This is a genomic window from Novosphingobium sp. BL-S-19 (assembly GCF_055521675.1).
The window spans coordinates 2041354-2064895 of the sequence record NZ_CM145498.1 but is presented as its reverse complement, the minus strand read 5'-3'; the positions used below and the strand labels follow the sequence as shown (position 1 = coordinate 2064895).

Annotated in this window: 21 protein-coding genes and 1 tRNA gene; 5 read left to right on the top strand and 17 right to left on the bottom strand. The window is 63.8% G+C overall.

Features of this window, described 5'->3' with window-relative positions; translation table 11 throughout:
* From prsK to efp, 8 genes are all read right to left on the bottom strand, one after another.
* A complete protein-coding gene (gene prsK / locus ACZ1JV_RS17870; RefSeq protein ID WP_465149883.1) occupies nucleotides 1-2121 on the bottom strand; it encodes an XrtA/PEP-CTERM system histidine kinase PrsK in 2121 nt (706 codons plus the stop codon).
* The gene (locus ACZ1JV_RS17865; protein WP_465149882.1) at nucleotides 2118-3503 is read right to left on the bottom strand and encodes a TIGR03013 family XrtA/PEP-CTERM system glycosyltransferase; all 1386 of its coding nucleotides are present in this window, start codon (nucleotides 3501-3503) and stop codon (nucleotides 2118-2120) included. Before ACZ1JV_RS17865 ends, prsK begins: the two co-directional genes overlap by 4 nt.
* A gap of 183 nt (nucleotides 3504-3686) precedes the next feature.
* Nucleotides 3687-5021, bottom strand: a complete 1335-nt coding sequence (locus ACZ1JV_RS17860) for an amidohydrolase (protein ID WP_465149881.1) — start codon at nucleotides 5019-5021, stop codon at nucleotides 3687-3689.
* Between the two features lie 76 nt (nucleotides 5022-5097).
* Entirely contained in the window at nucleotides 5098-6924 is a 1827-nt protein-coding gene (locus tag ACZ1JV_RS17855) for a tetratricopeptide repeat protein (RefSeq protein WP_465138436.1), read from the bottom strand.
* A gap of 581 nt (nucleotides 6925-7505) precedes the next feature.
* Nucleotides 7506-7589, bottom strand: a tRNA-Leu gene (locus ACZ1JV_RS17850).
* Between the two features lie 82 nt (nucleotides 7590-7671).
* The gene (locus tag ACZ1JV_RS17845) at nucleotides 7672-8490 is read right to left on the bottom strand and encodes an inositol monophosphatase family protein (RefSeq protein ID WP_465138529.1); all 819 of its coding nucleotides are present in this window, start codon (nucleotides 8488-8490) and stop codon (nucleotides 7672-7674) included.
* A gap of 83 nt (nucleotides 8491-8573) precedes the next feature.
* Complete coding sequence (locus ACZ1JV_RS17840; RefSeq protein ID WP_465149880.1) at nucleotides 8574-8993, bottom strand: hypothetical protein; 420 nt, start codon at nucleotides 8991-8993, stop codon at nucleotides 8574-8576.
* Entirely contained in the window at nucleotides 8993-9556 is a 564-nt protein-coding gene (efp, locus tag ACZ1JV_RS17835; protein ID WP_465149879.1) for an elongation factor P, read from the bottom strand. Before efp ends, ACZ1JV_RS17840 begins: the two co-directional genes overlap by 1 nt.
* Before the next feature lie 105 nt (nucleotides 9557-9661).
* Here efp and ACZ1JV_RS17830 point away from each other — a divergent pair, with 105 nt between their 5' ends.
* From ACZ1JV_RS17830 to ACZ1JV_RS17820, 3 genes are all read left to right on the top strand, one after another.
* Nucleotides 9662-10096 carry a hypothetical protein gene (locus tag ACZ1JV_RS17830; RefSeq protein WP_465138434.1) on the top strand — a complete coding sequence of 145 codons (435 nt, stop codon included), beginning with the start codon at nucleotides 9662-9664 and terminating at the stop codon, nucleotides 10094-10096.
* A 104-nt stretch (nucleotides 10097-10200) separates the two neighbouring features.
* A complete protein-coding gene (locus ACZ1JV_RS17825) occupies nucleotides 10201-11013 on the top strand; it encodes an SDR family NAD(P)-dependent oxidoreductase (RefSeq protein ID WP_465149878.1) in 813 nt (270 codons plus the stop codon).
* Nucleotides 11014-11040: 27 nt separating this feature from the next.
* Nucleotides 11041-11568, top strand: a complete 528-nt coding sequence (locus tag ACZ1JV_RS17820; RefSeq protein WP_465149877.1) for a nuclear transport factor 2 family protein — start codon at nucleotides 11041-11043, stop codon at nucleotides 11566-11568.
* Between the two features lie 33 nt (nucleotides 11569-11601).
* On the opposite strand, the gene ACZ1JV_RS17815 is transcribed toward ACZ1JV_RS17820, so the two are convergent.
* From ACZ1JV_RS17815 to ACZ1JV_RS17805, 3 genes are all read right to left on the bottom strand, one after another.
* On the bottom strand, nucleotides 11602-12405 hold the full coding sequence (locus ACZ1JV_RS17815; RefSeq protein ID WP_465149876.1) for an SDR family NAD(P)-dependent oxidoreductase: 804 nt from the start codon (nucleotides 12403-12405) through the stop codon (nucleotides 11602-11604).
* 313 nt (nucleotides 12406-12718) lie between these two features.
* Nucleotides 12719-13642 carry an acyl-CoA dehydrogenase family protein gene (locus ACZ1JV_RS17810; protein ID WP_465149875.1) on the bottom strand — a complete coding sequence of 308 codons (924 nt, stop codon included), beginning with the start codon at nucleotides 13640-13642 and terminating at the stop codon, nucleotides 12719-12721.
* The gene (locus ACZ1JV_RS17805) at nucleotides 13642-14787 is read right to left on the bottom strand and encodes an acyl-CoA dehydrogenase family protein (protein WP_465149874.1); all 1146 of its coding nucleotides are present in this window, start codon (nucleotides 14785-14787) and stop codon (nucleotides 13642-13644) included. Before ACZ1JV_RS17805 ends, ACZ1JV_RS17810 begins: the two co-directional genes overlap by 1 nt.
* A 186-nt stretch (nucleotides 14788-14973) precedes the next feature.
* On the opposite strand from ACZ1JV_RS17805, the gene ACZ1JV_RS17800 reads away from it, so the two are divergent.
* Nucleotides 14974-15459, top strand: a complete 486-nt coding sequence (locus ACZ1JV_RS17800; RefSeq protein ID WP_465149873.1) for an FG-GAP repeat domain-containing protein — start codon at nucleotides 14974-14976, stop codon at nucleotides 15457-15459.
* Here the strand turns inward: ACZ1JV_RS17800 and ACZ1JV_RS17795 are convergent, their stop codons facing one another.
* Together ACZ1JV_RS17795 and ACZ1JV_RS17790 are read right to left on the bottom strand one after the other, a co-directional pair.
* On the bottom strand, nucleotides 15460-16233 hold the full coding sequence (locus ACZ1JV_RS17795) for an SDR family NAD(P)-dependent oxidoreductase (protein ID WP_465138427.1): 774 nt from the start codon (nucleotides 16231-16233) through the stop codon (nucleotides 15460-15462).
* A gap of 174 nt (nucleotides 16234-16407) precedes the next feature.
* A complete protein-coding gene (locus ACZ1JV_RS17790) occupies nucleotides 16408-18138 on the bottom strand; it encodes an FAD-dependent oxidoreductase (protein WP_465149872.1) in 1731 nt (576 codons plus the stop codon).
* Between the two features lie 179 nt (nucleotides 18139-18317).
* On the opposite strand from ACZ1JV_RS17790, the gene ACZ1JV_RS17785 reads away from it, so the two are divergent.
* Complete coding sequence (locus tag ACZ1JV_RS17785) at nucleotides 18318-18632, top strand: Rieske (2Fe-2S) protein (RefSeq protein WP_465149871.1); 315 nt, start codon at nucleotides 18318-18320, stop codon at nucleotides 18630-18632.
* Nucleotides 18633-18684: 52 nt separating this feature from the next.
* Here the strand turns inward: ACZ1JV_RS17785 and parC are convergent, their stop codons facing one another.
* The 4 genes from parC to ACZ1JV_RS17765 all read right to left on the bottom strand — a co-directional run bounded on the left by parC (nucleotide 18685) and on the right by ACZ1JV_RS17765 (nucleotide 23536).
* Entirely contained in the window at nucleotides 18685-20979 is a 2295-nt protein-coding gene (parC, locus tag ACZ1JV_RS17780; protein ID WP_465149870.1) for a DNA topoisomerase IV subunit A, read from the bottom strand.
* A gap of 91 nt (nucleotides 20980-21070) precedes the next feature.
* Nucleotides 21071-21403, bottom strand: coding sequence for a 2Fe-2S iron-sulfur cluster-binding protein (locus ACZ1JV_RS17775; protein WP_465138423.1), 333 nt, complete (start codon nucleotides 21401-21403; stop codon nucleotides 21071-21073).
* A 1-nt stretch (nucleotide 21404) separates the two neighbouring features.
* The gene (locus ACZ1JV_RS17770) at nucleotides 21405-22484 is read right to left on the bottom strand and encodes a cysteine desulfurase family protein (protein WP_465152600.1); all 1080 of its coding nucleotides are present in this window, start codon (nucleotides 22482-22484) and stop codon (nucleotides 21405-21407) included.
* A complete protein-coding gene (locus ACZ1JV_RS17765; RefSeq protein WP_465149869.1) occupies nucleotides 22481-23536 on the bottom strand; it encodes a cysteine desulfurase family protein in 1056 nt (351 codons plus the stop codon). The genes ACZ1JV_RS17770 and ACZ1JV_RS17765 overlap by 4 nt, the downstream gene beginning before the upstream one ends.
* Between the last annotated feature and the right edge of the window lie 6 nt (nucleotides 23537-23542).

The window sequence follows — 23542 nt, the reverse complement described above, 5'->3', positions numbered from 1 at the left end:
TCAGGCTACTTTCTGATCCTTGGCGGCAAGTGTCTGGTAAAAATCGGTGGCGGCGGCGAGCGGGATACGCACGACGAAACGCGATCCCAGTCCTTCGCGCGATTCCACTTCCATCCGGCCACGCATCGCCCGCACCAGTTCGCGCGCCTCGAACGCACCGATGCCGAAGCCGCCGCTCTTGGTCGAGACGAAGGGTTTGAACAGCCGGTTGCGGACGAATTCGGCAGACATGCCGCAGCCGGAATCGAGCACTTCGAACCGGGCATTGAGACCGTCGCTCACCAGCGAGAGAAACACCGGGCTATCCGCCTCGCTCGCATCGAGCGCGTTCTGGAGGAGATGGACCAGGACCTGCTCCAACGAGTGGCGATTGGCAGTGACCATGACATCCAGCGTCTCTGCCAGGACCACCTGCGGATTACCCTGAAAGCGTGCGATCACCGAACGCGCGATTTCACCCGCCCCCACAGGTTCCAGCTTGTCCACCACACCATTTCCATAGCGGGAGAGGCGGGCAAGCAACGCGTTGAGTTTGTCGGAGGAATTGCGCAAGGTCACCAACATATCGGCTCGGAATTCCGGCTTATCGGCATGCAGTTCAGCGTTGCGGGCAAGCAGGCTGAACTGGCTGGCAAGGTTTTTGATATCGTGCATCACGAAAGCGATGCGGCGATGGAAATCCTCAAACCGGCTTGATTCCGCCAATGCTTCCTGGCTGGAATTCTCAGCCAGATAGCTGGCAAGCTGCTGGCCGATAACGCGCAGCAGGTCGAAATCCTCCCAGTCGAACTTGCGGGCCAGTTGCGGCCGAGCCAGCACCACCATGCCCACCAGTCGCTCGTAGTGGACGAGTGGCACCAGTGCCCAGGCACGCTGTTCAGCCAGAAGCCACGCTGGAACTTCCACCTCGTATCCCGCCGCCATGACGCCGGTGCGCTGCTCATCCAGATCGGCGATGAAGGCGTGATTTTCGAACGGCACCAGCGCCCGCAGCGGATAGGCAATTGCCGGCACATCGATGTCGCGCCAGTTCCAACGCGCCGCAAGCGTAAGCTCCCCCTGATCGCCAGGAGTCAGCAACAGCCCCGCCGCGCTGCCGGTAACGTCCGCCACGGCCTGAACCACGCGCTCGCCCAAAGGCAGCGCCTGTTCGCCGCCGCTGCCAATGGTACGCGTGAAACGCAGCCATTCCTCGCGGTAGTCGTAACGATGCTGGAAGAAGTGCTTGGCCATCGTCACTTTCAGCCATCCCCGCACCCGCCGGGAGGGGAGCACGACGAGTGCGAAGGCGCTGGCCATTGTCAGGAAGGCCAATTCGATCAGGCGCGCGAAGTCTCCGCCGGCATAGGCCAACCACTGCCCTACCGCCACCATCGCGGCGAGGTAGATGCCGATCACCAGCAGCGAGAACGTCTGAAATGTCACCGCGCGCGACGGGCGCAGGCGCAGTTCATCCCGATTTCGCGCCGCTCCGATGGCGAGGCAGGCCGCCAGTGCCAAAGTTGCCAGTCCGCGCATGGCTGCAATTTCAACGGGCCATGCATTTCCAAGGTAGGCGACCGTGTAGAGGTTGAGATCGAATGCCCATAGCACGGCCAATCCCGCCGCCGGCCACCGCAACGCGCCGCGCGCTTCCCGCGCCGCACCGGCGTAGAGGTTATGCGCAAGAACCAGCCCGCCGATCGCGACCAGCAAGCGGAACATCACGGTAAAGTCGAATGCGTCCCGCAAGACCCGCGGCTCGAAAGCGAGCCGCAACAGAGCGACATCCGTTCCCAACTGAAGCAACTCGACGAAGACCAGCGCGTAGATAACGGGGCGAATGGGCGCGAGCGTTGCATGGCGCCCATCACTGGCGAACAGCGTGTAGACCGCCACCAGCCAGCCGAGGTTGCGGGCGCTTTCGGCAAAGGAAATCGTCAGCATGTTTCCGCTGGCCGCAGCGGCCACCGCCCAGCCCGCAGTCAGCAGCAACGCCGCCAGGATCGGAATACCGGCCTTGCCGAAGCGCGCCCTGCGCGGCAGAAGCCACAACCCCAGGCTGGCGATGCCGATTGCCCCAGCAAGGTTGAGCGCAGACCCGATACCGGCCCAGAATGCGCCTGCGTGCCCCATGGTCATCGCGCGCCCTCGCTCCAAAGCACCACCCGCAGGGTCTGCAGAATGATAAGCAGATCGAGGAAGGGCGTGTAATTCTTGGCGTAATAGAGGTCGTATTCCAGCTTGTGCCGGGAATCCTCGATAGAGGCGCCGTAAGGATAGTTGATCTGCGCCCAGCCGGTGATGCCCGGCTTCACCATGTGCCGTTCAGCGTAATAGCGAAGCTGCTCTTCCAGGTCGGCAACGAATTGCGGGCGTTCCGGACGCGGGCCGACGAAGCTCATCTCGCCCTTCAGCACGCTCCAGGCCTGGGGCAGTTCATCGATCCTCACCTTGCGAATGAACCGGCCCACACGCGTAACGCGCGGATCATCCCGTTCCGCCCATTGCGCACCCGCTGCCTCCGCATCCGTCCGCATGGACCGCAGCTTCACGACGTTGAACGGCTGGCCATAAAGGCCCACGCGTGACTGGCGGTAGAAGGCGGGCCCTCGGCTATCGATTTTTACGAGCAGCGCGAAAAGCAGGATCACGGGCGCCGTCAACATCAGCAACAGCGCACTTGCGCATATGTCGAACAGGCGCTTCGCCGCGCTGGAAACCATGCGGCCGGACGAAAATCCGTCGGAGAAGATCAACCAGCTGGGGTTCACGGTGTCCAGATCGACGCGCCCGGTCTCGCGCTCAAGGAAACTGGAAAATTCGTTGACGTGGACGCCGGTGGTTTTGATCCGCAAGAGGTCCTTCAGCGGCAGCGCGTTACGGCGCTCTTCCAGCGCAAGCACCACTTCGCTGACGCCCAGATTGTTCACGAAGCGCGTAAGATCGTGGATCGCAGCGCGGGTGATGGCTTCTTCGACGACCGGATCGCCTTCGCTCATCGCGATATAGCCAACGATGGCAAAGCCGCTTTCCGGCCGCTCTGCCAAATCCCGCAAGCGCTGCGCACGATGGCCCGCACCCAGCACAAGAACCCGGCGGCGGAAAGCGGATGTTCCGAGGAATGCGCCCAGCAGCAGCCGATTGGCCATCAGCAGAACGATGGCAAATGCCATCGAATAGGCGAGCGTCGAACGCCAGAAATGCTGGCCGGCAACAAGGAAATCCACGAAGGACAGGGCAATGATGCCCAGCGACACCGCCACCAGCAGACGCGCGGCGGCGAAACGCATGGAGCGCAGCGCGTCCGCCCCGTAGACGCCTACAGCGATCATCGCGAGAACGATCACGCCGGCAAATGCGGCATGGACGCCAAGACGTCCGGCCAGATCGCCCGCCTCCATCCCGATCTGTTCCGCCCGCAACCGCCAGGAAATCTCGTTCGCAGTGGCCAGCAGCACGACGTCGACCAGCCAGAGCAGCACCACCGCGTGGGGGATGTAATGTTTAAAAAGGCGGATCATCTTCGCGGGGGAGCCATCTTCCGGGCCGGATGCGGCCTTGACGCCAAATTAGGCAGAATGGGTAAACTGTCGGTAAATCTGACAATGGCGTTTACCGCAAAAATGCCAAATTTTCAGCCAAACTCTCGCATAAACAGTCGGATCTGTCGGACGGATTTACAGCATCCTGATACCTAGGACGCGCTATTTGCGCGCCATCAGTCGCATCGCAGTCAACGTGGTTGCCTCACTGCCTGATGAGATGACCTTTTCCGCTACCGGCGCCCAGAACGGGCTATGCAACGAAGGCAGCGGCGCACCGCCCGATTTTGCTGCGGCCAGCTTCGCAGGATCGACGCCGCCCACCCAGAAGATCACGGACTGGATGTGCTTGTCGTCCGCGCGCCGGAATTCGCCGAAATCCTCGCCCCCCATAACCGAAGGCGTCACCACGACGTTCGCATCACCCATCTTCGCCTTGAGATCGGCGACAGCCGCCTGCGTGAACTCAGGCGAATTCCAGGTCGCACGGGTATGCGGCTCCTTCACCGTGATCACCGGCATGAGATCGTCCGACAGGCCGGACGCAATCGCTTCCCCGCGCGCGATACGGCGGATGCCGTCCAGAAGATGCGCGCGCGTCTCATCCGAATAGCTGCGCACCGTCAGTTGCAGCTTCGCATCGTCGGAAATGACATTGTGCTTCGCGCCGGAATGGAACGACCCGACGGTCACCACCACCGGATCGAGCGGATTGGTTTCCCGGCTAGCCAGCGTCTGCAGTTTCATCACGATGGCGCTGGCAAGGACGATGGGGTCCTTGGTCGTCTGCGGATAGGCGCCGTGGCCGCCGATACCCTTCACGTCGATATCGACGCTGTCCACGTTGGCCAGTGCCCAGCCCACGGCCGCGCCCACTTGCCCGGCCGGCAGATCTGCCGAATCGTGGAAAGCCAAAGTGTAGTCCGGCTTCGGGAAACGTGAGTAGAGCCCGTCCTTGAGCATCGCCAACGCCCCTTCCCCGGTCTCTTCCGCCGGCTGCCCGATCATCACCAGCGTGCCGGACCATTCGGACTTGTGCGCCGCCATCAGGCGCGCGGTCTCTATCCACGCCGTCATATGCGTATCGTGGCCACATGCGTGCATGATGCCGCTCTCGACCCCGGCGGTGGACGTTCCGCGCCGGGTAGAGGCAAATGACAGGCCCGTCTGCTCGACCACGGGCAAGCCATCCATGTCAGCGCGGATCAAGACGGTCGGCCCTTCGCCGTTCTTCAGAATGGCGACCACGCCGGTTCCGCCGACCTTCTCGGTAACGGTGAAACCGGCCGCGCGCGCCGCCTTGGCCAGGATCGCAGCGCTGCGCACTTCCTGCATGCTCAGTTCAGGATTGGCGTGAAGATCGCGGTAGACGGTCATCAACCCCGGCAGATCGCGGGAGATGGTGGCGGAAATTTCCTCCTGCGGCGCAGCGGCCAGCGCAGGTGAAGAGATAGGGGCGATCAGGCCGAGAGCGGCGGCAAGGACGGCGGCGTTCATGGCAGGAAGCCTATGGCGCATCGTGCCGCATAACAAGTTCGATTCCCCGATCGTTCAGCGACTTCGTGCCAATATCTCAAGGCCCCAGCAGGCCATGCTCCTCCAGCGGGCCGGTCACGAAGTCGGGCATGTGCAGTTCGCGCACCAGCTGCCGACGGTCACGCGCGACCTTGGGATAATCCCGCGCAGCCTTCTCCAGCACTTTGGCCGCTTCATCCTTTTGCCCGTTCAGCGCATAGGCGGATGCCAGGAGATAACGCGGGATCAGACCACGATCTTCGGCATTGAGCCTGGCGAAGTGCACCGCCTGCGCTCCATCCTCACGGTAAAGGGCATCGATCACCAGTCCGGACCAGTACCACGCCGGGTGGCCGGGATTGAGCCGGATGGCCTTTTCGGCCAGCGCAGGCGCCACATCGTGCTCTCCCAGCACGCCCAGAAGGCGACTTGCCTCTGCGAGGGTTTCTGAATTGTTGGGGCTGATCTCCAGCGCCTTGCCGATCGCGTCGCGCGCGGCGTCGAAATCGCCCGCGTGAAAGCGAGCAATCGCCAGATACTGATAGGCCATCGCGTTCGTGGCGTTGGCTGCGACCGCCCGGTTTGCGGCGTCCAATGCGGCGGGTGAATTGCCGGTGCCTTGGGCTACAGCCTCATAAGTATGCAGCCAGGACAGCAGAGCCCAACCGTCGGAATAGTTCGGTTTGTCCTGGACTGCACGTTCCAGACAGGCCCTTACAGGCGCGAGCGTGCCGGGTTCCTTGTTTCGCATGAATTCGAACGCGCGCAATTCGCAGAAATAGTGCTCCATCGAGAGGTTACGGTGGTTCTCAAGGTTCTGCCGCATGGTCTCGTGGATCACACCGTATGGTTGGCCGAGGCGCGACGCCACGCCCAGTGCGATGTCGGATTGCAACTGCAGAACATGGAGAGGGTCATAGGAGAGCAGTTCACTATTCTCCGACCACACCACCACGCCGCCGGGAATCCGCACAAGGCTGGAATTGACGCGGAACTTGTCGCCAGATGCGACTATGGAGCCTTGCAACACGAATGTACTACCGCGCGGTGCCGCTCTGGCCTGCCGGTCTACCGCAGGCGAAATCGGCCCGTCGTCCAGAGCGACCACTGCCAGATTGGGAAGCTGCGACAGGTAATTGACCAGGTTGTACTGAATGCCGTCGCGCACTTGCGCGATCTGCGGCGTCGCCCCGCTGAGGGCATAGGGCATGACGAAAACGGTCGGTCCCTGCGGCATCTCGCCGGCGCGGGCTATGGCCGTATCGCGTTCGTCACCCGGCCAGTAGACGATCAGCAAGGCTGCCGCGAGCGCCAGAACGGCGAGCAGAACCCAGGCGCGGCGGCGAAGATTGAGCGCGCTGGTGGAATGGACCATGTCCTCGCGGATCGGCGCTTGTTTTGTGGCAGGGGCGGCCCCAGACGTTGCCGCTGCCGGAACGACAGGCGCGAGCGGCTGTTCAGCAGCCCCTTCTCCCTGCGTCGGCGTCGGCACCTGCGCGCCCGCAACTTCCGGCGCAGCCGTCAGCTCTGGCGCGGCCGGCGCTACGCGGACCGGAGCATCTTCCAGCGACGGGACGTAGGATCCGCGCGGAATGACGATGCGGACCGGGTCGTCCAGTCCTTCACCTGCATAGTGTTCGACCAGCGCCTTGCGCAGGCGCGTCATCTGCACGCGCACGATCGAATCCGAAGAAGCATCGAAATCCTCATCCCGTCCGAAGACATCGAGGGCTATCGCATAGCCTTTCAGGCGATCGGCATGGCCTGCGACAGTCTGCTGAACAAGATGAGTAAGAAGTTCCGCAAGGCGCGGCGAAGAACGGAAAGTAGCGGAATCCACAACACGCGAAAGGGCGTCCTGGAATTCGGTGGCACTACGTTCCATGTCATCCCCTTTCCGAACAAAATAGTCCGTACAGAGAGACTTGGCAAACATGCTCGCCGCCCGTTGCCTGCAATCGGGCGCGGTTTTTGCGTTCCGCCCGCATCTCATGCGAGCAATCGACGCCGGCATGCTCCCCCCGGAGCATGCCGGCGTGACGAGGTGGAGCGGCAACTCTCACCCGTTTTGCGACCCGAAGAGGCCCAAGCCGCCCTCGGGGGACGGCATGGCCGGGCTTGCGGGAAATGCCGGAAACCGATCGGCGGCAGTAGGGGAAGCCGCACGCGCCCGGTCCATCTCGGCACTCGTGAAACGGGCCGGATTCCAGCAGTTCTCGACGCGGATGCCTATCGTTGGCCCCGGAGGAAGACAGCCTGAGCCGGCAAGGTCCACGACAGGAAACATCGACGCATCGAGCGACGAACCTGCAATGCCGCAAATTGGGGAAGGATGGCAGTGTTTAACCGTTACACTGCGCGCAAGGCCATGCGAAACGCCATTATAACAATAGCTTGGCGAATTGCCCGTCACATGCCGATTGCGGGCGGGCAGCTAAAAGATAGCTGCCCTTGCCATGATTCGCGTGGTGCCCCTGGCCCGACTCGAACGGGCACGTATTGCTACAAACGATTTTGAGTCGTTCGCGTCTACCATTCCGCCACAGGGGCACGCTTCACGCGTGATTGCCGCCGCATGGAAGCGGACGGCTCCGGCGCGCCACGCTTAGCCGCGCCGGACGTCGTACTCAAGTCACTTAAGTGCGGTTACCAGCAACTTATGCAGACGGGAGTGGAGAACATCGTTGCCAGCAAGGATTTCGGTGTCGCAGATCGGCTGCGAACGGCCCTTCCAGTCCGACACGAAGCCACCGGCCTCACGCACCAGCAGACAGCCCGCCGCCGTATCCCACGGCTTGAGATCGGCTTCCCAGAAGCCTTCATAGCGACCGGCGGCAACCCATGCCAGATCCAGCGCGGCCGAGCCGAAACGGCGGATGCCTGCAACCTGCGGCGCCAGCGCGTGATAGATACGGGTCCACTGGCCGGCGTCGCCATGACCGGCGAAAGGAATGCCGGTGGCAATCACGCTCTCGTCCATATGGCGGCGCGACGAAACGCGCAGGCGCTTGTCGTGCAGCCAGGCGCCGCGGCTCTTTTCGGCCCAGTACGATTCGTCGGTAACCGGGTTGTAGATCAGGCCGGCGGTCACTTCGCCCCAGCCCTTACCGTCCAGACGCGGTTCCTGCACCGCGATGGAGATCGCGAAGTGCGGGATGCCGTGCAGGAAGTTGGTCGTGCCGTCCAGCGGATCGACGATGAAGCGCGGCTTGTCGGGCTCGCCCAGGATTTCGCCCGCTTCCTCGAACAGGAAGCCCCAATCGGGGCGAGCGGCGCGCAGTTCGTCCCAGATCGTGCGTTCGGACGCCTGATCGGCCTTCGAAACGAAGTCAGCCGGGCCCTTGCGCGAGACCTGAAGGTGCTCGATTTCGCCGAAGTCGCGACGCAGCCGGCTACCCGCCTTACGGGCCGCCTTTTCCATCACGCGAATGAGACCGGAGATGGCCATAATACCTTAGTCCTTCGTGGGCCGGATCTACCGGCCGATGTTTACTGGCTTGGGGCGGCCCCGCAGATGCGGGCCCGCCATTCTGATCAGCGGCCCTGCGGCTGCTGACCGGGAGCGCCTGCCGGCTTCTGATCGCTGTGATCGCAGATCGCGACCATGGCGCGCAACATTTCGTCAGGCTTGTCGCGGTGTATCTTGTCGGGATTTTGAGCGATGACCTTGTCCATCGCACCGCTGATCCGCGACAGGGAATTGTTGTAGAGGCAGCCCACCAAAACGCCTTTGACCGGTTCCTCGACCTTGTCGGACTGGAGACCGGAGATCAGCACCTTCAGGTAGAGCAGCGCGTGCTGCACCTCTGGCGGGGGCGCGGCGTGGCTCGCTGCTCCCGCCGGTGCGGCAGGCTTGGCGGCCGGCTTCGCAGCCGGCTTGGCTGCAGCCAGCGCCGGCACCGAGCCGAACGCCAGCGAGCCCATGGCCAGCGCGGAAACGACCGCCCGGCGCATCAGTCAGCCTTGCGCACGTAAGCGCGCTCGTAGACGTCGACGACGATGCGGGTGCCGCTTTCGATGTGCGGCGGAACCATCACGCGCACGCCGTTGTCGAGCACGGCAGGCTTGTAGCTGGACGAAGCGGTCTGGCCCTTCACCACGGCGTCAGCCTCGACGATGGTGGCTTCGACCTGCTCGGGAAGCTCAACCGAGATCGGGCGTTCTTCCCACATTTCGAGCAGGACCTGCATACCGTCCTGCAGGAAGGCTGCGGCGTCGCCCAGAAGATCGGCCGGAAGCTGGATCTGTTCGTAGGTTTCGATGTCCATGAACACCAGCTGGTCGCTTTCGGCGTAAAGGAACTGGAAGTCCTTGGTGTCGAGGCGAACCTTCTCGACCGTGTCGGCGCTGCGAAAGCGCACGTTGGTCTTGCGGCCATCGATCAGGTTCTTCATCTCGACCTGCATGAAGGCGCCGCCCTTGCCCGGCTGGGTGTGCTGCGTCTTGGCAACTTTCCAGATGCCCTTTTCGTATTCGAGAATATTGCCGGGACGAATGTCGACGCCGCTGATCTTCATGAGAGAGCCTTCGATGGGAAAGAGCCGCTGGGCGGCGAAGCAGCCGCCCTTAGCTTAGGACACCGACTGTGGCAATTGCTTCGCGCCGATGCTAGCGCTTTGGTCATGAATCGCGCTCGCCTTGCCTTATTGCCCGTATTGTCCATCGCCTTGGTTGCGCTGGCATCTCCGCTCGCGGCTAGGCCCGCTCCGCCGCCGGTTCCCGGCGGCACGCTCGGCACGCTCTCTCTGGGCCGATATTCCTGTGAAAAGGACGGCGATGCAGGCGGTGCCGTCGGCATCCCGGTACCGACGCTCGATTTCCAGGTGGTCAATTTCTCCAGCTACAAGGGCGTGGACGGCGTTCGCGGCAGCTATCTGCTGACCGGCGATTCCGTCGTGATGACCGGAGGGGGGCTTAAGGGCCTGCGCCTGCACCGCATCTCCCCCGGCTTCGTGCGCATCGTGGGTGCGGACGGCAACGATACGGAAACACGCTGCGTACTGACATCGCGCAAACCGCGACTGCGCGACGACTCTTCCGTGGATACCGAAGATTGATTTCGCTTCCCGCCCAGCATCACGGCTGATCGCTCTGGCGGTTTGCCCTGCCCTTCGTTCCCCACTAGCGCAATGCCCTCAATGGGAATGCGGAGAGCTGGGCAATGGACCTGGGACTTGCAGGGAAGCTGGCGATCGTTTCGGGGGCCACCGCCAACATCGGGCGCGCCATCGCCCTTGAGCTGGCGGGCGAAGGCGCGAAGACGCTGCTGGTCGGCCGCGACGAGGAAGCCGGTGCAAGACTGGTCGACGATTGCCTGAAAGCCGGAGCCCCGGCGGCGCTGTTCGTTGCAGCAGACCTCACGGATCCAGCCAGCCCCGCCCGCGTGCTGGCGGCTGCCGAAACGCTTGGCCCGGTCGACGTGCTGGTCAACAATGTGGGCGGCAATGTCTCGCAGGGCTTCTTTGCCGACTCCGATCCTGCCACATGGATGGCCGACATCGATCTCAACTTCGGCACCGTACTGCGCATGACCCATGCGGTGCTGCGGGGAATGATCGAACGAAAGGCCGGCGCGATCGTCAATATCGGATCTACGGCAGCGCTGGTCGGCGATTACCAGCTGGCGGTCTATTCTGCCGCGAAAGGCGCGGTGCACAGCTTCACAACCGTGCTGGCAAAGGAATTGGGCCAGCACGGCATCCGCGTGAACGCCGTGGCCCCGTACGCCACGATCTCCCGCGATCCCGCCGACTTCAGCAAAGGCAGCAGGTTCCACCCCAAATCCGGCCTGTTCAGTCAAGGTACCGCCAGCGTGGCCGAAGAAGACCGGGCGATCCGCCAGCGCCGTACTTTCGTCGGCCGGCCCTTTGCGAACCCGGCCGAGATGGCAGGCATGGTCGCCTTCCTTGCCAGCCAGCGCGCCAGCTTCATCACCGGGCAAGTCTACCCCGTGGATGGCGGTGCCCTGCTCTAGAACGCCACAAAACGGGAGGGAGAAGACATGGCTGATGACAATGCGCTGCGCCAATTGCTGGACAAGGATGCCATCCGCGATCTCGTGCTGCTCTATTCGCGCGCGATAGACCGGCAGGACATCGCCCTGCTCCGCGACCTCTATACGCAGGACGCGACGGACACGCATGGCGACAGTTTCGACGGATCGGCAGCAGACTACTGCAAATTCATCGAGGGCTCGTTTCCCCACATGCCCTATTCCGGCCATCACGTGTGCAATCACCTGATCGCGGTGGATGGAGACAATGCCTGCGGCGAAGTCTACGCGCTTGCCTGGCACCTGATCCCGTCCCGCGAGGGTACACGGGAAGAAGACTTCATGGCGGTTCGCTATATCGACAATTACCGCCGCTGTGCCGACGGCAAGTGGCGCTTTGCAAAACGTGTCGTCACTTACGACTTCAAGCTGCGCCGGCCGTTCGACGGCGGCGGCATTCTGGGTCAGGGCGCGGCAGACCCCAGCTATGCCGTCTGCAACCATCCGCTCTTCGCGCGCGGTGAGCGGGCCGGCTGATTGCCGACCCGCTCCGGGTCATCCAATATTGCCTTAGGCGGACGGCGCGTAGCCTCCGTTAAGCGGATAGGTCTGCCCCGTGATCCATTCCGCCGCATCGGAGCAGAGGAACGTGACCAGCGCGGCCACGTCGGTCGATTTGCCGCAGCGACGGATCGAATAGCGTGACATCAGCCCCTTCATGTGATCGCCCTGCATGATCTGTTCTCGCTGCGCGTCATCCATGTCGGGCAGCAGGGCAGAGAGCGATACGCAGTTGGCAGTGACGTTGTAGCGCCCGAGTTCTTTGGCGATCGAGCGCATGAAGCCCTGCGCGCCGGCCTTCGACGATGCATAGACCGCCAGCTTCGCCTCACCCACGCGGCCCGAATCCGAAACGATGGTGACGATGCGACCGCGCTTTGCCTCGACCATGTTGGGAATGAAGGCGAAACAGCAGTTGTAGACGCCGTAGAGATTGGTGCCGAGATAGCGCTGCCAGTTCGCAGGATCTTCCTCCCAGAAGTTCTGCGAAGGTCGGATCGAGGCGCCGGGTCCCGCCATGCCGGCATTGTTCACCAGCACCGTGGCCGCGCCCAGTTCCGCCGTAATCGCGGCATTGGCAGCCTTTGCTGCTTCAAGATCGGTAACGTCGAACGGAACCGCCAGTGCCGGCACGCCCAAGGCACGCACTTCGGCAGCCACCGCCTCGGCCCGTTCGGGCACGAAATCGTTGACCGCGATGCCCCCGGCATTGTGCCGCGCCAGTTCCAGCGCCGTCGCCCGGCCGGCATTCTGGCCTGCGCCAGTGACCAGCGCCACTTGACCATCCAGATCGATCAGATCTCTTCCCTTCATCCTTGCTCTCACTCGTCCATGTTCTGTGTCGGCAGGGATTTTTGCATGGCCTACTCCGTGCCGCGACAGCGCCGAGCCGGATATCGCGAGCGCGTTTACGCCATCGCGCGGGGAGTGATCGGGGAGCGCAGATCAAAGGTAACTGGCGCGCTGACACGCGACACGAAAGAGCCGCCAAAAGCCAAGGCTCCAACCAAAAACCAGCATATCACAACAAACCTCGTCGTCCCCGCGAAGGCGGGGACCCCGCTTCCTTTCTGCAATGTCGCAAAGGACAAGCGGCCCGCCTTACGCAGCATTGACGAGTAAGATGTCAGGCAGCCCCCCAGAGCGCCTCTGCCGCAGCCAGCCCTTGTGCTCCGCGCCCGCCGAGTTCGGCCGTCAGCAGCTTCAGCCGGTAAGTCCACAAGTGTAGCGGATGCTCCAGCGTCATGCCCATGCCGCCAAGGAACTGGTGGTAATCGTAACAAACCCGCTTGGCCGCCTCCTGCGCATAGAGCAGCGCCATGGCCGCATCGGCCCGATCCCCGCTCGCCGCCGCCCGCATGGCCAACCAGTAGGCGGTGTTCGTCACCACTTGCGCCTCGGCAAGGCGGTGCCGCATCGCCTGAAACGTCGCGAGCGGACGGCCGAACTGCTTGCGCTCGGACACGTAGGTCACAACGCTCGCCAGCGCCGCGCCCAACAGCCCCGCCGCTTCGGCCGCCATCGCGACGCGCCATGCGCGAGTGACTTCGGCCGGATCGACATCGTGCACGGTCATCGCTTCGGGCAAGCCGGTCAGGAACGCCACCGGATAGGCATAGAGCGTATCCTCCTGCGCCGGTGCGATCAGGTCCTCACTCGCGGTGAAGCTGCGCACGCCGGAGGGCCCGACGACGACCACCGTCGCACCAGGACGCAGGAAGCGCAGCGGCGCCGAAGTGCGCCCTTCCTCCACCAGACAGAGCGGGCGTGGCAGTTCGGGATCGATCAGCGGACGCACCAGCGCGGAGGCCGCCGCCTCCACCGCGAAGGGCAGGCGGGCCAGTTTCTCCACCACCAACGCGGCAGTTACGGGGCCCAGTTCCTCGACCGCCATGACATCGAGGAAACCGTTCTCCACCAAGGCGGCGTCGAGTTCTTCGCTTTCCAGCGCCAGCCCCGCATCGTGCAGCGGAGCGGAAGCGAAGGGCCGCGCAAGGGCTTCGACGAAATCGAGGACCTGCGTCTGGTCTTCATTGAGGGCAAGCTGCATCAGCGCGGCTCCCGCGGCAGTTCCAGCACTTCGCTGGCGATGATGTTGAGCTGGATCTCCGCCGATCCGGCGGCGACCCCGGCGACGATGCCGCGCTGGTGGTGCATCTTGAGATAGGGCGAAGCACCCGCGAGCGCTTCGGGCAGGAACTCCACCACGAATTCGCAGACGGCCCGCTCGGCCATGACGGTGACATAGCGGGCGGAACTGGACTCCGCGCCGATCGCCAGCCCGTCCACGCGTTTTTGCACGACGGCATAGTTGGCCGTGCCTGCCGCCTCGCAAAGCGCCGCGCAGCGCGCCGCTTCGATGCGAACATACTCGCGGGTGAAATCGCCGCGCTCCTTCAGCATCAAGACCGCCCGGTCCAGCGCGGCACGGGCCAGCGTGAAGCGGGGAATGCCCAGCCGTTCATTGCGCAGCGAATAGGCGATGATTTCCCAGGCCTGCCCTTCCTCACCGAAACGCGCGGTTTCAGGCACGGTCACATCGTCGAAGAAGACCTCGTGAATGTCACCCTCACCGATCAGCGAGGGGATCTGGCGCACGGTGATGCCCGGCGTGTCCATCGGCACGAGGACGATGGTGATGCCCTTCTTGCGATCGTCGCTGGTGCGGGTGAGCAGGAAGCAGGTGTCGGCAAGACCCGCGTAGGAGGTCCAGATCTTCTGTCCGTTGATGACGTAATTGCCGTCCGTCAGCACCGCGCGGGTGCGCAGGCTGGCAAGGTCCGATCCGGCATCGGGCTCCGAAAAGCCCTGGCACCACAGCGATTCCCCGCGCGTGATCGGCTCCAGGTAGCGCGTCTTCTGCTCAGGCGTGCCGTACTTTTCCAGCGTCGGGCCGATCCAGTTGACGTTCATGTACTGGCCGCCCCGCGGCTCGCCGGCGATCCACATCTCTTCGGAAAGGATCTGCTGCTCCCACGGACCTAGCCCTTCGCCGCCCATCTCTTTCGGCCAGTGCGGAAACAGCAGGCCGACTTCGGCCAGCTTCACGCAGAACGTGCGCGCAAAGGCCGTCAGCGCAGGCGAGGCGGGGCCGTGTTCGGAGAACTTTTCCCAGTCATCCGGCAGGTTAGCGTGCAGGAAGTCCCGGATCTTGTGCCGGAACGCGTCCTGTTCCTCGGTCCATTCGAACTGCATGGCATCCTTCGTCTTTGCTTTCCTCCGGCGTTACCCAGCGCACCCCCGGCTCACAAGCGCAGGGCCAACGCCCCGGCGAAAACCGCCGTTTGGCAGCAATCGCCTGGTGGTTCGTCCGGATTGACGGGCGGAGAGGAATTGCCGCACCCTCGACGCCAAGGGGCTTGCTCGAATGGGGGATGAATAATGCCTGCCATCTACAGAACCGCCCTGCTCGCCCTTATCCTTGCCACTCCTGTCGCGGCGCAGGCACCGAAGCCCGCACTGACACCCGCCCAGTTCGATCAACTGATGCGCACGGCCGGTTATGTGAAGGCCGGCAATTCCTGGAAAGGCTGCGACGGCGCAACCACGGTCACGCGCCAGAACGTGGAGTTCAAAGACCTTAACGGAGACGGCCGCCCCGAAGCCCTGATCACGGCGGACGGCACCGAATGCTTCGGCATGGCCGGCACAGGCTTCCAACTACTGCGCCAGACGCCAGCCGGTTGGCAGGTCATGGCCAACGAGACTGGCATCGCCACGTTCCAGACGACGCGCGGCGTGGATGGCTACCCCGATATCGAGATCGGCGGCCCCGGCTTCTGCTTCCCCATCGCCCGCTGGAGCGGCAGCGAATACAAGACGATCCGCTTCGCCTACGAGGGCAAGGCGTGCAAACCTCCGCGCTGATTATTGGCGAACGGCCCCAATTGCGGCGGGCGAAACATAGCGCGTGGTCGAAATGCCGCCGTCCACGGCGATGGTCTGTCCGTTGACGAACCCGGCCTCATCCGAAGCGAGGAAAGCCGCCATGTTGCCGATGTCCGCTGCCGAGCAATCGCGCTGGAGCGGCGTCAGTTCATGGTTGGTGCGACGGAAGAAGTCGAGGTCCCAGAACGCCGTCGTCATCTCGGTGCGCACCACGGTCGGCGCTATGTAGTTGGAGCGGATGCCGCACGGGCCATATTCGGCGGCCATCGTCTGCATCAGGCCGATCTGACCGGCCTTCACTGTGGAATAGGCCCCGCCGCCCGGCGTGCCGTAAAGCCCCCAGGTCGATCCGATGAACAGGATCGAGCTCCCCTCACCCATCACCCTCAACGCCTCTCGGCAGAGCCGGAACGGAGCCCGCAGGGATATGCCCAGCACTTCGTCCAGCATGGCATCGGTGGTCTGGTCCACCGGGCCGAAGTTGAACGAACCGGCATTGTTCACCAACACGTCCAGCCGCCCGAACTTCTCCACCGCGACATCGACGATGGCGCGCGGGGCTTCGTCGGCCGTGGCGTCGATGGCGATGAAGTCGAACTCCACCGAACCCGCCAGCGCGTCCTTGAGCGCCTGAAGCTTCTCTGTATTGCGCCCGGTGCCGAGGACCTTGACGCCCTTGGCCCCCAGAGCGCGCACGATCGCCTCACCGATGCCGCCTGCCGCTCCGGTGACGACTGCTACCTTGCCTTGCATCTATCCTGCTCCGCTTGTGCCGCCACCGCTTGAAGAAAAGCGGGATCCCCGCCTTCGCGGGGATGACGGGACTATATGATACGCGACTAATATTTGGGCCGTACTGAGACCTGAAAGATCATCTCCGCACTCCCATCGTCATCCCCGCGAAGGCGGTCCTGAAAGCATTCGGGCCTAGCCCACCCGCTGGTTTCCCGCCCGTTCGGCAATGTCATTGGCGGCAACAAACCCGAAGGTCATGGCCGGCCCGATGGTAGCCCCCGCCCCCGGATAGGTATCCCCGAACGGCGTCCCCGAATTGTTGCCAGCCGCGTAAAGCCCCGCAATCGGCTGCCCCACCCCGTCCAGCACCCGCGCGCGAGCATCGCAGCGCAAGCCGCCCTTGGTGCCCAGATCGCCATTGTTGATCGGCACGGCGTAGAACGGCGCCTTGTCGATCGGCCCGATGTTCGGATTGGGCGTGGAGGAGGGATCGCCGAACATCTGGTCATAGGGATTCATGCCCCGCCCGAATTCGGGATCGACGCCGGTCTTCGCATAGGCGTTCATGTTGGCGACGGTCTGCCGCACGGCCTCCACCGGCAGATGCGTCTTGGCGCAAAGCCCCTCGATCGTATCGGCGCGGAACACGTAGTGATCCCACCAGTCGTCCGGCACTTTGTGCTCGGGCGTGTGGACCGTGGGCATCAGGCCGCCAGCGCTGAATTTCTTGCGGAACTTCGCATCGAAGATCAGCCAGCACGGGCAGTTCGCACCGCTCTCGATCTGATCGCGCACCATGGCCTGCCCGAACTGGTCGTACCCGCAGGCCTCGTCCACAAAGCGCACGCCCTTGCGATTGACCACCACGCTCCACGGACGGCCCACATCGAACGCGGCCTGATGGATCTCGTGGAAGTTCGACGCGCCCTTCATCGGCAGCGTCATCGTCGGGATCCACCAGCCCTGCGAGGTATGCTCGGTGGACGCCCCCACCGCCTCCGCCGCGACCAGCGCCTCGCCGCGATTGCCATCCTCGGGCGTGGAGGAGTGCCGCGTCAGCCCCGGCACCGGATAGAACCGATCCCGCAGCGCCTGATTCCACTCGAACCCGCCCGCCGCCAGCACCACGCCGTGCCGCGCCTCAACCGTATACTTGCGGCCGAAGTTGGACACCTCGATCCCGGTGACACGGCCGCCCTCATCGACGGTCAGCCCTTCCAGCGCAGTTTCCATTCGAAGGTCAACCCCGCGCGCAAACACCTGCTCGTACGTCGCCCCCATCAGCGCCGCACCTTGGGTGAAGCGCTTGTCGCGGTGCGAGACCTTGCGCGTCGAACGGTCCATCCAATACCGCCCGATCATCTTGCCCGCGACCATGCGCCAGCCCTTCGACTGCATCATCAGCGCAAACGTCTCGGTCAGGTCCATCGCATAGCGGCCGAACAGCTTGAAGCGGTTGTACTGCTCCCGCATCAGGGCATAGCGCCCGTCGCCCAACCGCCGCCCGTCGAAAGTCGGCACGATCACCGAACGATCCGCCCGCGCGCCGGCACGGTTCGGGAAATAGTCCGGCCATGCCGCCGCCGCCACTTGCACGCCGGTCGATTTCAGAAAGTGCAGCATCTTCGGCGCTTCATCCACGAAAGCTTCCAGCCGCTCACGGTTCACCGGTACGCCGATGGTGGCATCCAGATACTCCAGAGCGGAGGCCCGGCTGTCTCCCTGGTCGCCGTCCAGACCGTGGTTCGGTATCCACATCACCCCGCCCGATGTGGCCGAAGTGCCACCGAATTTGTGCGCTTTCTCGACGATCAGCACTTTCAGGCCAAGGTCCGCGCTGCGCAGCGCCGCCATCGCCCCGGCCGAGCCCGATCCCACCACCACGACATCGAAGCTCTCGTCGCTTCTGCCTTTGGCTGCCACCCGTATTCTCCCGAAGCGCATGTTCTTTCACGCGTCTTATCGCGTCGGCGGCTTGCCCACGAAATGACCGCCACGGTACAGCCTCTTGCTTGATCCTGCTTGCGGCCCGCCGACCCTTGCGTCACGAAGGCGCGACAAGCAGGTCGCACAGCAAGACCCCACGCAAAACCGGGAAGAAGATGACCGAAAAGACCTTCGTTGCCGCAGCCAAACTGGAAGACGTTCCCGCCGGCGCCAAGATCGTTGTCGAGGTGAACGGGATCAGTATGCTCTTGTGCAACACGAAGGATCGCATCTTCGCCGTTCGCAACTTGTGCAGCCATGCCTACGAAACGCTGGAATGCGGGCGAATGCGCAATGGCTGGATATCGTGCCCGGTCCACGGCGCACGCTTCGATCTGGAAACCGGCGCGCCGATGAACCCGCCTGCGACGATCGCGATCGAGACTTACGAAGTGCGGATAGAGGGCGACACCATCGAAGTGGGCGTCTGAAAAACGCCGGCAAGCCCGGAGCGCCTAGCAATCGGCGCCCCGGTCTCTGCCGCTATCCCTGAAACTTGTTGTCGCGCGGGAAGCCGGTCGGCGGTAGACGGCCCGCCGCGCCGCGCGCGACCTTCCACAGCCCCATGTCCTTTTCCGTCCGCGTGCGGCCGCTGTCGCCGCCCATCGTCCACGAAAGGCCATCCTCAAGCTTCAGCGTGATCAGGTCGGACAGTCCGCCATCGCGATAGCGCTGGAGCGTCACGCCCTGCCCCTTTGCCATCAGCGGCAGTTCCTCAAGGCTGAAGATCACCAGCTTGCGATTGTCGCCAACAACGGCGACGTGATCGTGCTCCGCCGGAATTTCACGCACGATCTTGAGCTGAACGCCCGGCTTGGTGGACATGACCGCACGGCCCTTGCGGGTTTCGGCGAGCAGTTCCTCGGCTTCCACCGCGAAACCGCGCCCGATGTTAGAGGCCAGCAGGATCTGCGACTTCGGCTTGTAAACCAGGGCCGCGATGATGTGCGCGTCTGCATCGATATCGACCATCGTTCGGATCGGCTCGCCAAACCCACGCGCCCCCGGAAGCTTATCGGCGCCGACCGTGTAGAAGCGGCCATTGTCCAGCGCGATCAGCACCTTGTCGGTCGTCTGCGCGTGGAAGGCGAAAGCGGGGCCATCGCCTTCCTTGAACTTGAAATCGCCATCCAGCGGCACATGCCCCTTCGCCGCACGCACCCAGCCGCGCGCGGAGAGGATCACCGTCACCGGCTCCTTCTCGATCATGGCGTCCATGCTGAATTCCACCGTCGGCTTGGCCTGCGCAATGGTCGTGCGGCGACGACCAAGCTCGGTATCCTCGGCATATTCCTTGCGCAGCGTCGTCAGGTCACGCTTCAGGCGCGTGCGCTGGCGGGCCGGGCTTTCGAGCAGCTTGTTGAGATCGTCCTGCTCCTTCAGCAGGTCCTCATGCTCCTTGCGAAGCTCCATTTCCTCCAGCTTGCGCAAGCTGCGCAGGCGCATGTTGAGGATGGCTTCCGCCTGCCGGTCGGTCAGCTCGAACTCGGCCATCATCACCGGCTTGGGCTCATCCTCGGTACGGATGATCTCGATGATTCGGTCGAGGTTGAGGTAGGCGATGATGTAGCCGGCGACCAGTTCCAGCCGCGAAGCGATCTTCTCCAGCCGGTGCCGGGTACGACGCAGCAGGATGTCGATCTGGCTGTAGACCCATTCGGACAGCAGCAGTTTCAGGCCCATCACCCCCGGCGTGCGGTGCGAATCCAGCACGTTGAGGTTGAGCGAGAAGCGGCTCTCCAGGTCGGTCAGCTTGTAGAGGCTCTCCTTGAGCATCTCAGGATCGACGTTGCGGCTCTTGGGCACGAAGACGATGCGGATCTGCTCGTCGCTTTCGTCGCGCACGTCTTCCAGGATCGGTAGCTTCTTGTCGCCGATCAGCGCGGCAACCTGCTCGATCAGCTTGCCCTTGGGCAGCATGTAGGGGATTTCGGAAATGACGAGCTGCCACTGGCCGCTGCCAAGCCGCTCGATCCCGGTTTCCTCCCAATTGCCCGCCGCATCCTTGCCGGTGGAGAAGCGGCCGCGCACGCGGAAGGCGCCCTTGCCGGTCTCATAGGCGTGGCTGATCGCTTCGGGGCTGTCCACCACGAGGCCGCCGGTTGCGAAGTCCGGACCGTGGAACACCTGCATCAGCTGTTCGTGCTCGGCATGGGGATTGTCGACCAGCATCATCGTCGCATCGATGATCTCGGCAACGTTGTGGCTGGGGATCGAGGTCGCCATACCCACGGCAATGCCCGTGGAACCGTTCGCCAGCAGGTTCGGGAACATGCCGGGGAAAATTTCCGGCTCGCTCTCTTCACCATTGTAAGTGGGGATGAAGTCGACAGTGCCTTCATCCAACCCTGACATCAGGTGGATCGCCGTGCGCGTCAGGCGCGCTTCGGTATAGCGGTAGGCCGCCGCGTTATCGCCGTCGATATTGCCGAAGTTGCCCTGGCCCTGCACCAGCGGATAGCGCAGCGAGAAGTCCTGCGCGAGGCGGACCATAGCATCGTAGACCGAGGCGTCGCCATGCGGATGGTACTTACCGATCACGTCGCCGACGACGCGGGCCGACTTCTTGTAAGCGCTGGCCGGATCCAGCTTCAGCTGGCGCATCGCCCAGAGCAGGCGGCGGTGCACCGGCTTCAGACCATCGCGCAAGTCCGGCAGCGAGCGGGCCGTGATCGTCGAAAGCGCATAGACGAGGTAGCGCTGAGAAAGCGCGGCATCGAAAGGCGCGTCGACAATGGCGTCAAACGGATCGGAGTCTTCGTCAGTCGTGGTCACCATGGGCGGAACCTAGCAGCGCTCCGCCCGGTGCCAAGTCAGATTCCCGCGTTTTCCAGAGCTTGGTTTCCCGATTCGTTCCAATTTATGCAGATCAACCGATCTGCATGTCCCGCGAGAAGCCGGGGATTCGCACTTCCAGACCGTCGAGCGCGTCGGTCAGTTCGATCTGGCACGACAGGCGACTGGTGCGGGTGACGCCGGCAGCCAGGTCCAGCATGTCTTCCTCGTCGTTGGAGGCAGGTTCCAGCACGTCGAACCATTCGGGCGAGACGATCACATGGCAGGTGGAGCAGGCCATCTGGCCCTCGCAGGTTCCCTCAAGCGGCATCCCGCAACGCTGCGCGAGGGCAAGGAGGCGCGTGCCCGGCTCGGCCTCAGCCGTGACGGACGCCCCTTCGGCGGTAACAAATCTGACGTTCAACAATTCAGACTCCCTGCGCCGCTGCTGCGGCATCAATACGTGCGCAGGCATCCTCGATTTCCCGGAGATCAGTATATCTCCCGAATCCCAGACGGATAGAGCTTTTGGCCTGTCCGTCGGAAAGCCCCAGTGCCTTCAGCACATGGCTAGGCCGGCCAGAGCCGCTGGCGCAAGCGGAACCGGCGGAAAAAGCCACGTCGCGCAAGTCGGACATCAGCCGGGCGACATCCAGACCATCGCGCCGCAGATTGAGATTTCCGCGCCAGCGATGCTCGGCCGAGCCGTTAAGCGTCCAGCGAGAGAGAATTTCGCGTGCGTGGGTCCAGAGCGCTTCGACATGGGCGATATCTTCCGCCATGTGCCGAGTTGCCAGCATGGCTGCCGTTCCGAAGCCCGCGCAAAGGGCGGGACTCAAAGTGCCGGAGCGCAAGCCCTGCTCCTGCCCGCCACCGAAAACCAGCGGCTTGAGATCGATGCCGTCGCGAATCCAGAGCGCGCCGATGCCCTTGGGGCCGTAGAGCTTGTGCGCCGAGATCGCGATAAAGTCGGCCCCAGCGGGCGGCGCGATCTTGCCTGCACCTTGCACGGCGTCGCAAAGGAACAGCGCGCCGGCGCGGTGCGCGGCTTCGGCCAGTGCATCCACGGGTTGGATGGTGCCGATCTCATTGTTCGCCTGCATGACCGCCACGAGTCCGACACCCGCCGGGATCACCGCATCGGGATCGACCAGCCCGTCATCGTCGACCGGCAGAACGGTCACGGCGGGATCGATCACCCGCGCGGTGTCGAGCACGGCGGCGTGTTCGATGGCCGAGACGGCCAGCCTGTTCCTTCCGCTACCGAATAGCGCGAGGTTGATCGCCTCCGTCGCGCCCGAGGTGAAGACCACCCTGCCCCCCGGCGGCAGCAGCGCCGCGACCTGTTCGCGTGCGACTTCCACGATGGCGGCGGCACCGCGACCGGGCCGATGCGGGCTGTGCGGATTGGCGAAGCCGACGCCTTCGGGCCCGCCCAGCCATGGCAACATCGCCTCACGCGCCTCAGGGGCGAGCGGTGTCGTCGCCTGATAGTCGAGGTAGATCACCCGTTCACCTGCCGCCACGCCTCTGCGAAGGCATCGAGTTCGGCCGGCGTTGTGTTCCAGCCGATGCTGATGCGCACGGTGCGGCGCGCGAGATCCTCATCGATGCCGAAGCCTTTCAGAACACGGCTTTGCTTGAGCGTGCCCGAAGAACAGGCGCTGCCGGCCGAAATCGCAAAGCCCATCGCATCCATGCGGATCAGCATCGCGGTCGCCGCCAGGCGCGGCGCGGCGACAGCAAAGATGTGCGAGCACTGCACGCCGGGCTGGATCACCTCACCATGTTCGAACAGGGCATTCTTGAAGTCGAAGCGCTGTTCGGTAGTGGTGGCCCAGTCCTCAAGCCCGCGCGCCTCCAACGCCGCCGCGAAGCCCAGCGCACCCGGTAGGTTCTCCGTTCCGGCCCGATAGCCGCGTTCCTGACCGCCGCTGGGTTCAAGCATCGCGAAGTCCTTCACCAGCAGCGCGCCGATACCGATGGGGCCGCCCAGCTTGTGCGCCGAGAGCACCACCATGTCCGCATCGGGAAGCGCGGCCTTGCCCGCCGACTGCGAACAGTCGGCCAGAAACAACCCGCCTGCCTCACGCACCTGCTGGATCAGCGGGTCCTGCGCATAAGGCAGCAGCACCGTGCCGGTTTCCGAATTGATCGACTGCACCGCCACCACGGCGCGTCCGCTTGCCGCCAGCGCAGTCGCAAGGGCATCGGGATCGACCTCCCCTTGCCGCATCGGCAGTTCCTGCGCGTCAGGCGCGGCGCGGAACACGGCGTCATGCTCCACGGCCGACACCAGTCGCCGCTGCGCTTTGGCCCGGCCGAGGCCGATTGCCAGCGCTTCGCTGGCGCCGGAGGTGAAAATCAGTTCACCCTGCCAGCCAAGCGCCTTTTTCAGCCGGTCGCGCGCGTCTTCCAGCGCGGCGCGGGCAGCGCGGCCGGCCTTGTGCGGACTGGAAGGATTGGCCCAGATCGTCGCGCCTTCCAGCCAAGCGTCGCGCGCCTCGGGCATGATCGGAGTGGTCGCAGCGTGGTCGAGATAGATCGTATGAGAGGCCATTGCTTG

What these genes read in the sequence shown, in the direction of transcription:
- prsK (WP_465149883.1), bottom strand. Translation starts at nt 2,121, where the DNA reads ATGACCATGGGGCACGCAGGCGCATTCTGGGCCGGTATCGGGTCTGCG.
- ACZ1JV_RS17865 (WP_465149882.1), bottom strand. Translation starts at nt 3,503, where the DNA reads ATGATCCGCCTTTTTAAACATTACATCCCCCACGCGGTGGTGCTGCTC.
- ACZ1JV_RS17860 (WP_465149881.1), bottom strand. Translation starts at nt 5,021, where the DNA reads ATGAACGCCGCCGTCCTTGCCGCCGCTCTCGGCCTGATCGCCCCTATC.
- ACZ1JV_RS17855 (WP_465138436.1), bottom strand. Translation starts at nt 6,924, where the DNA reads ATGGAACGTAGTGCCACCGAATTCCAGGACGCCCTTTCGCGTGTTGTG.
- ACZ1JV_RS17840 (WP_465149880.1), bottom strand. Translation starts at nt 8,993, where the DNA reads ATGCGCCGGGCGGTCGTTTCCGCGCTGGCCATGGGCTCGCTGGCGTTC.
- efp (WP_465149879.1), bottom strand. Translation starts at nt 9,556, where the DNA reads ATGAAGATCAGCGGCGTCGACATTCGTCCCGGCAATATTCTCGAATAC.
- ACZ1JV_RS17830 (WP_465138434.1), top strand. Translation starts at nt 9,662, where the DNA reads ATGAATCGCGCTCGCCTTGCCTTATTGCCCGTATTGTCCATCGCCTTG.
- ACZ1JV_RS17825 (WP_465149878.1), top strand. Translation starts at nt 10,201, where the DNA reads ATGGACCTGGGACTTGCAGGGAAGCTGGCGATCGTTTCGGGGGCCACC.
- ACZ1JV_RS17820 (WP_465149877.1), top strand. Translation starts at nt 11,041, where the DNA reads ATGGCTGATGACAATGCGCTGCGCCAATTGCTGGACAAGGATGCCATC.
- ACZ1JV_RS17815 (WP_465149876.1), bottom strand. Translation starts at nt 12,405, where the DNA reads ATGAAGGGAAGAGATCTGATCGATCTGGATGGTCAAGTGGCGCTGGTC.
- ACZ1JV_RS17810 (WP_465149875.1), bottom strand. Translation starts at nt 13,642, where the DNA reads ATGCAGCTTGCCCTCAATGAAGACCAGACGCAGGTCCTCGATTTCGTC.
- ACZ1JV_RS17805 (WP_465149874.1), bottom strand. Translation starts at nt 14,787, where the DNA reads ATGCAGTTCGAATGGACCGAGGAACAGGACGCGTTCCGGCACAAGATC.
- ACZ1JV_RS17800 (WP_465149873.1), top strand. Translation starts at nt 14,974, where the DNA reads ATGCCTGCCATCTACAGAACCGCCCTGCTCGCCCTTATCCTTGCCACT.
- ACZ1JV_RS17795 (WP_465138427.1), bottom strand. Translation starts at nt 16,233, where the DNA reads ATGCAAGGCAAGGTAGCAGTCGTCACCGGAGCGGCAGGCGGCATCGGT.
- ACZ1JV_RS17785 (WP_465149871.1), top strand. Translation starts at nt 18,318, where the DNA reads ATGACCGAAAAGACCTTCGTTGCCGCAGCCAAACTGGAAGACGTTCCC.
- parC (WP_465149870.1), bottom strand. Translation starts at nt 20,979, where the DNA reads ATGGTGACCACGACTGACGAAGACTCCGATCCGTTTGACGCCATTGTC.
- ACZ1JV_RS17765 (WP_465149869.1), bottom strand. Translation starts at nt 23,536, where the DNA reads ATGGCCTCTCATACGATCTATCTCGACCACGCTGCGACCACTCCGATC.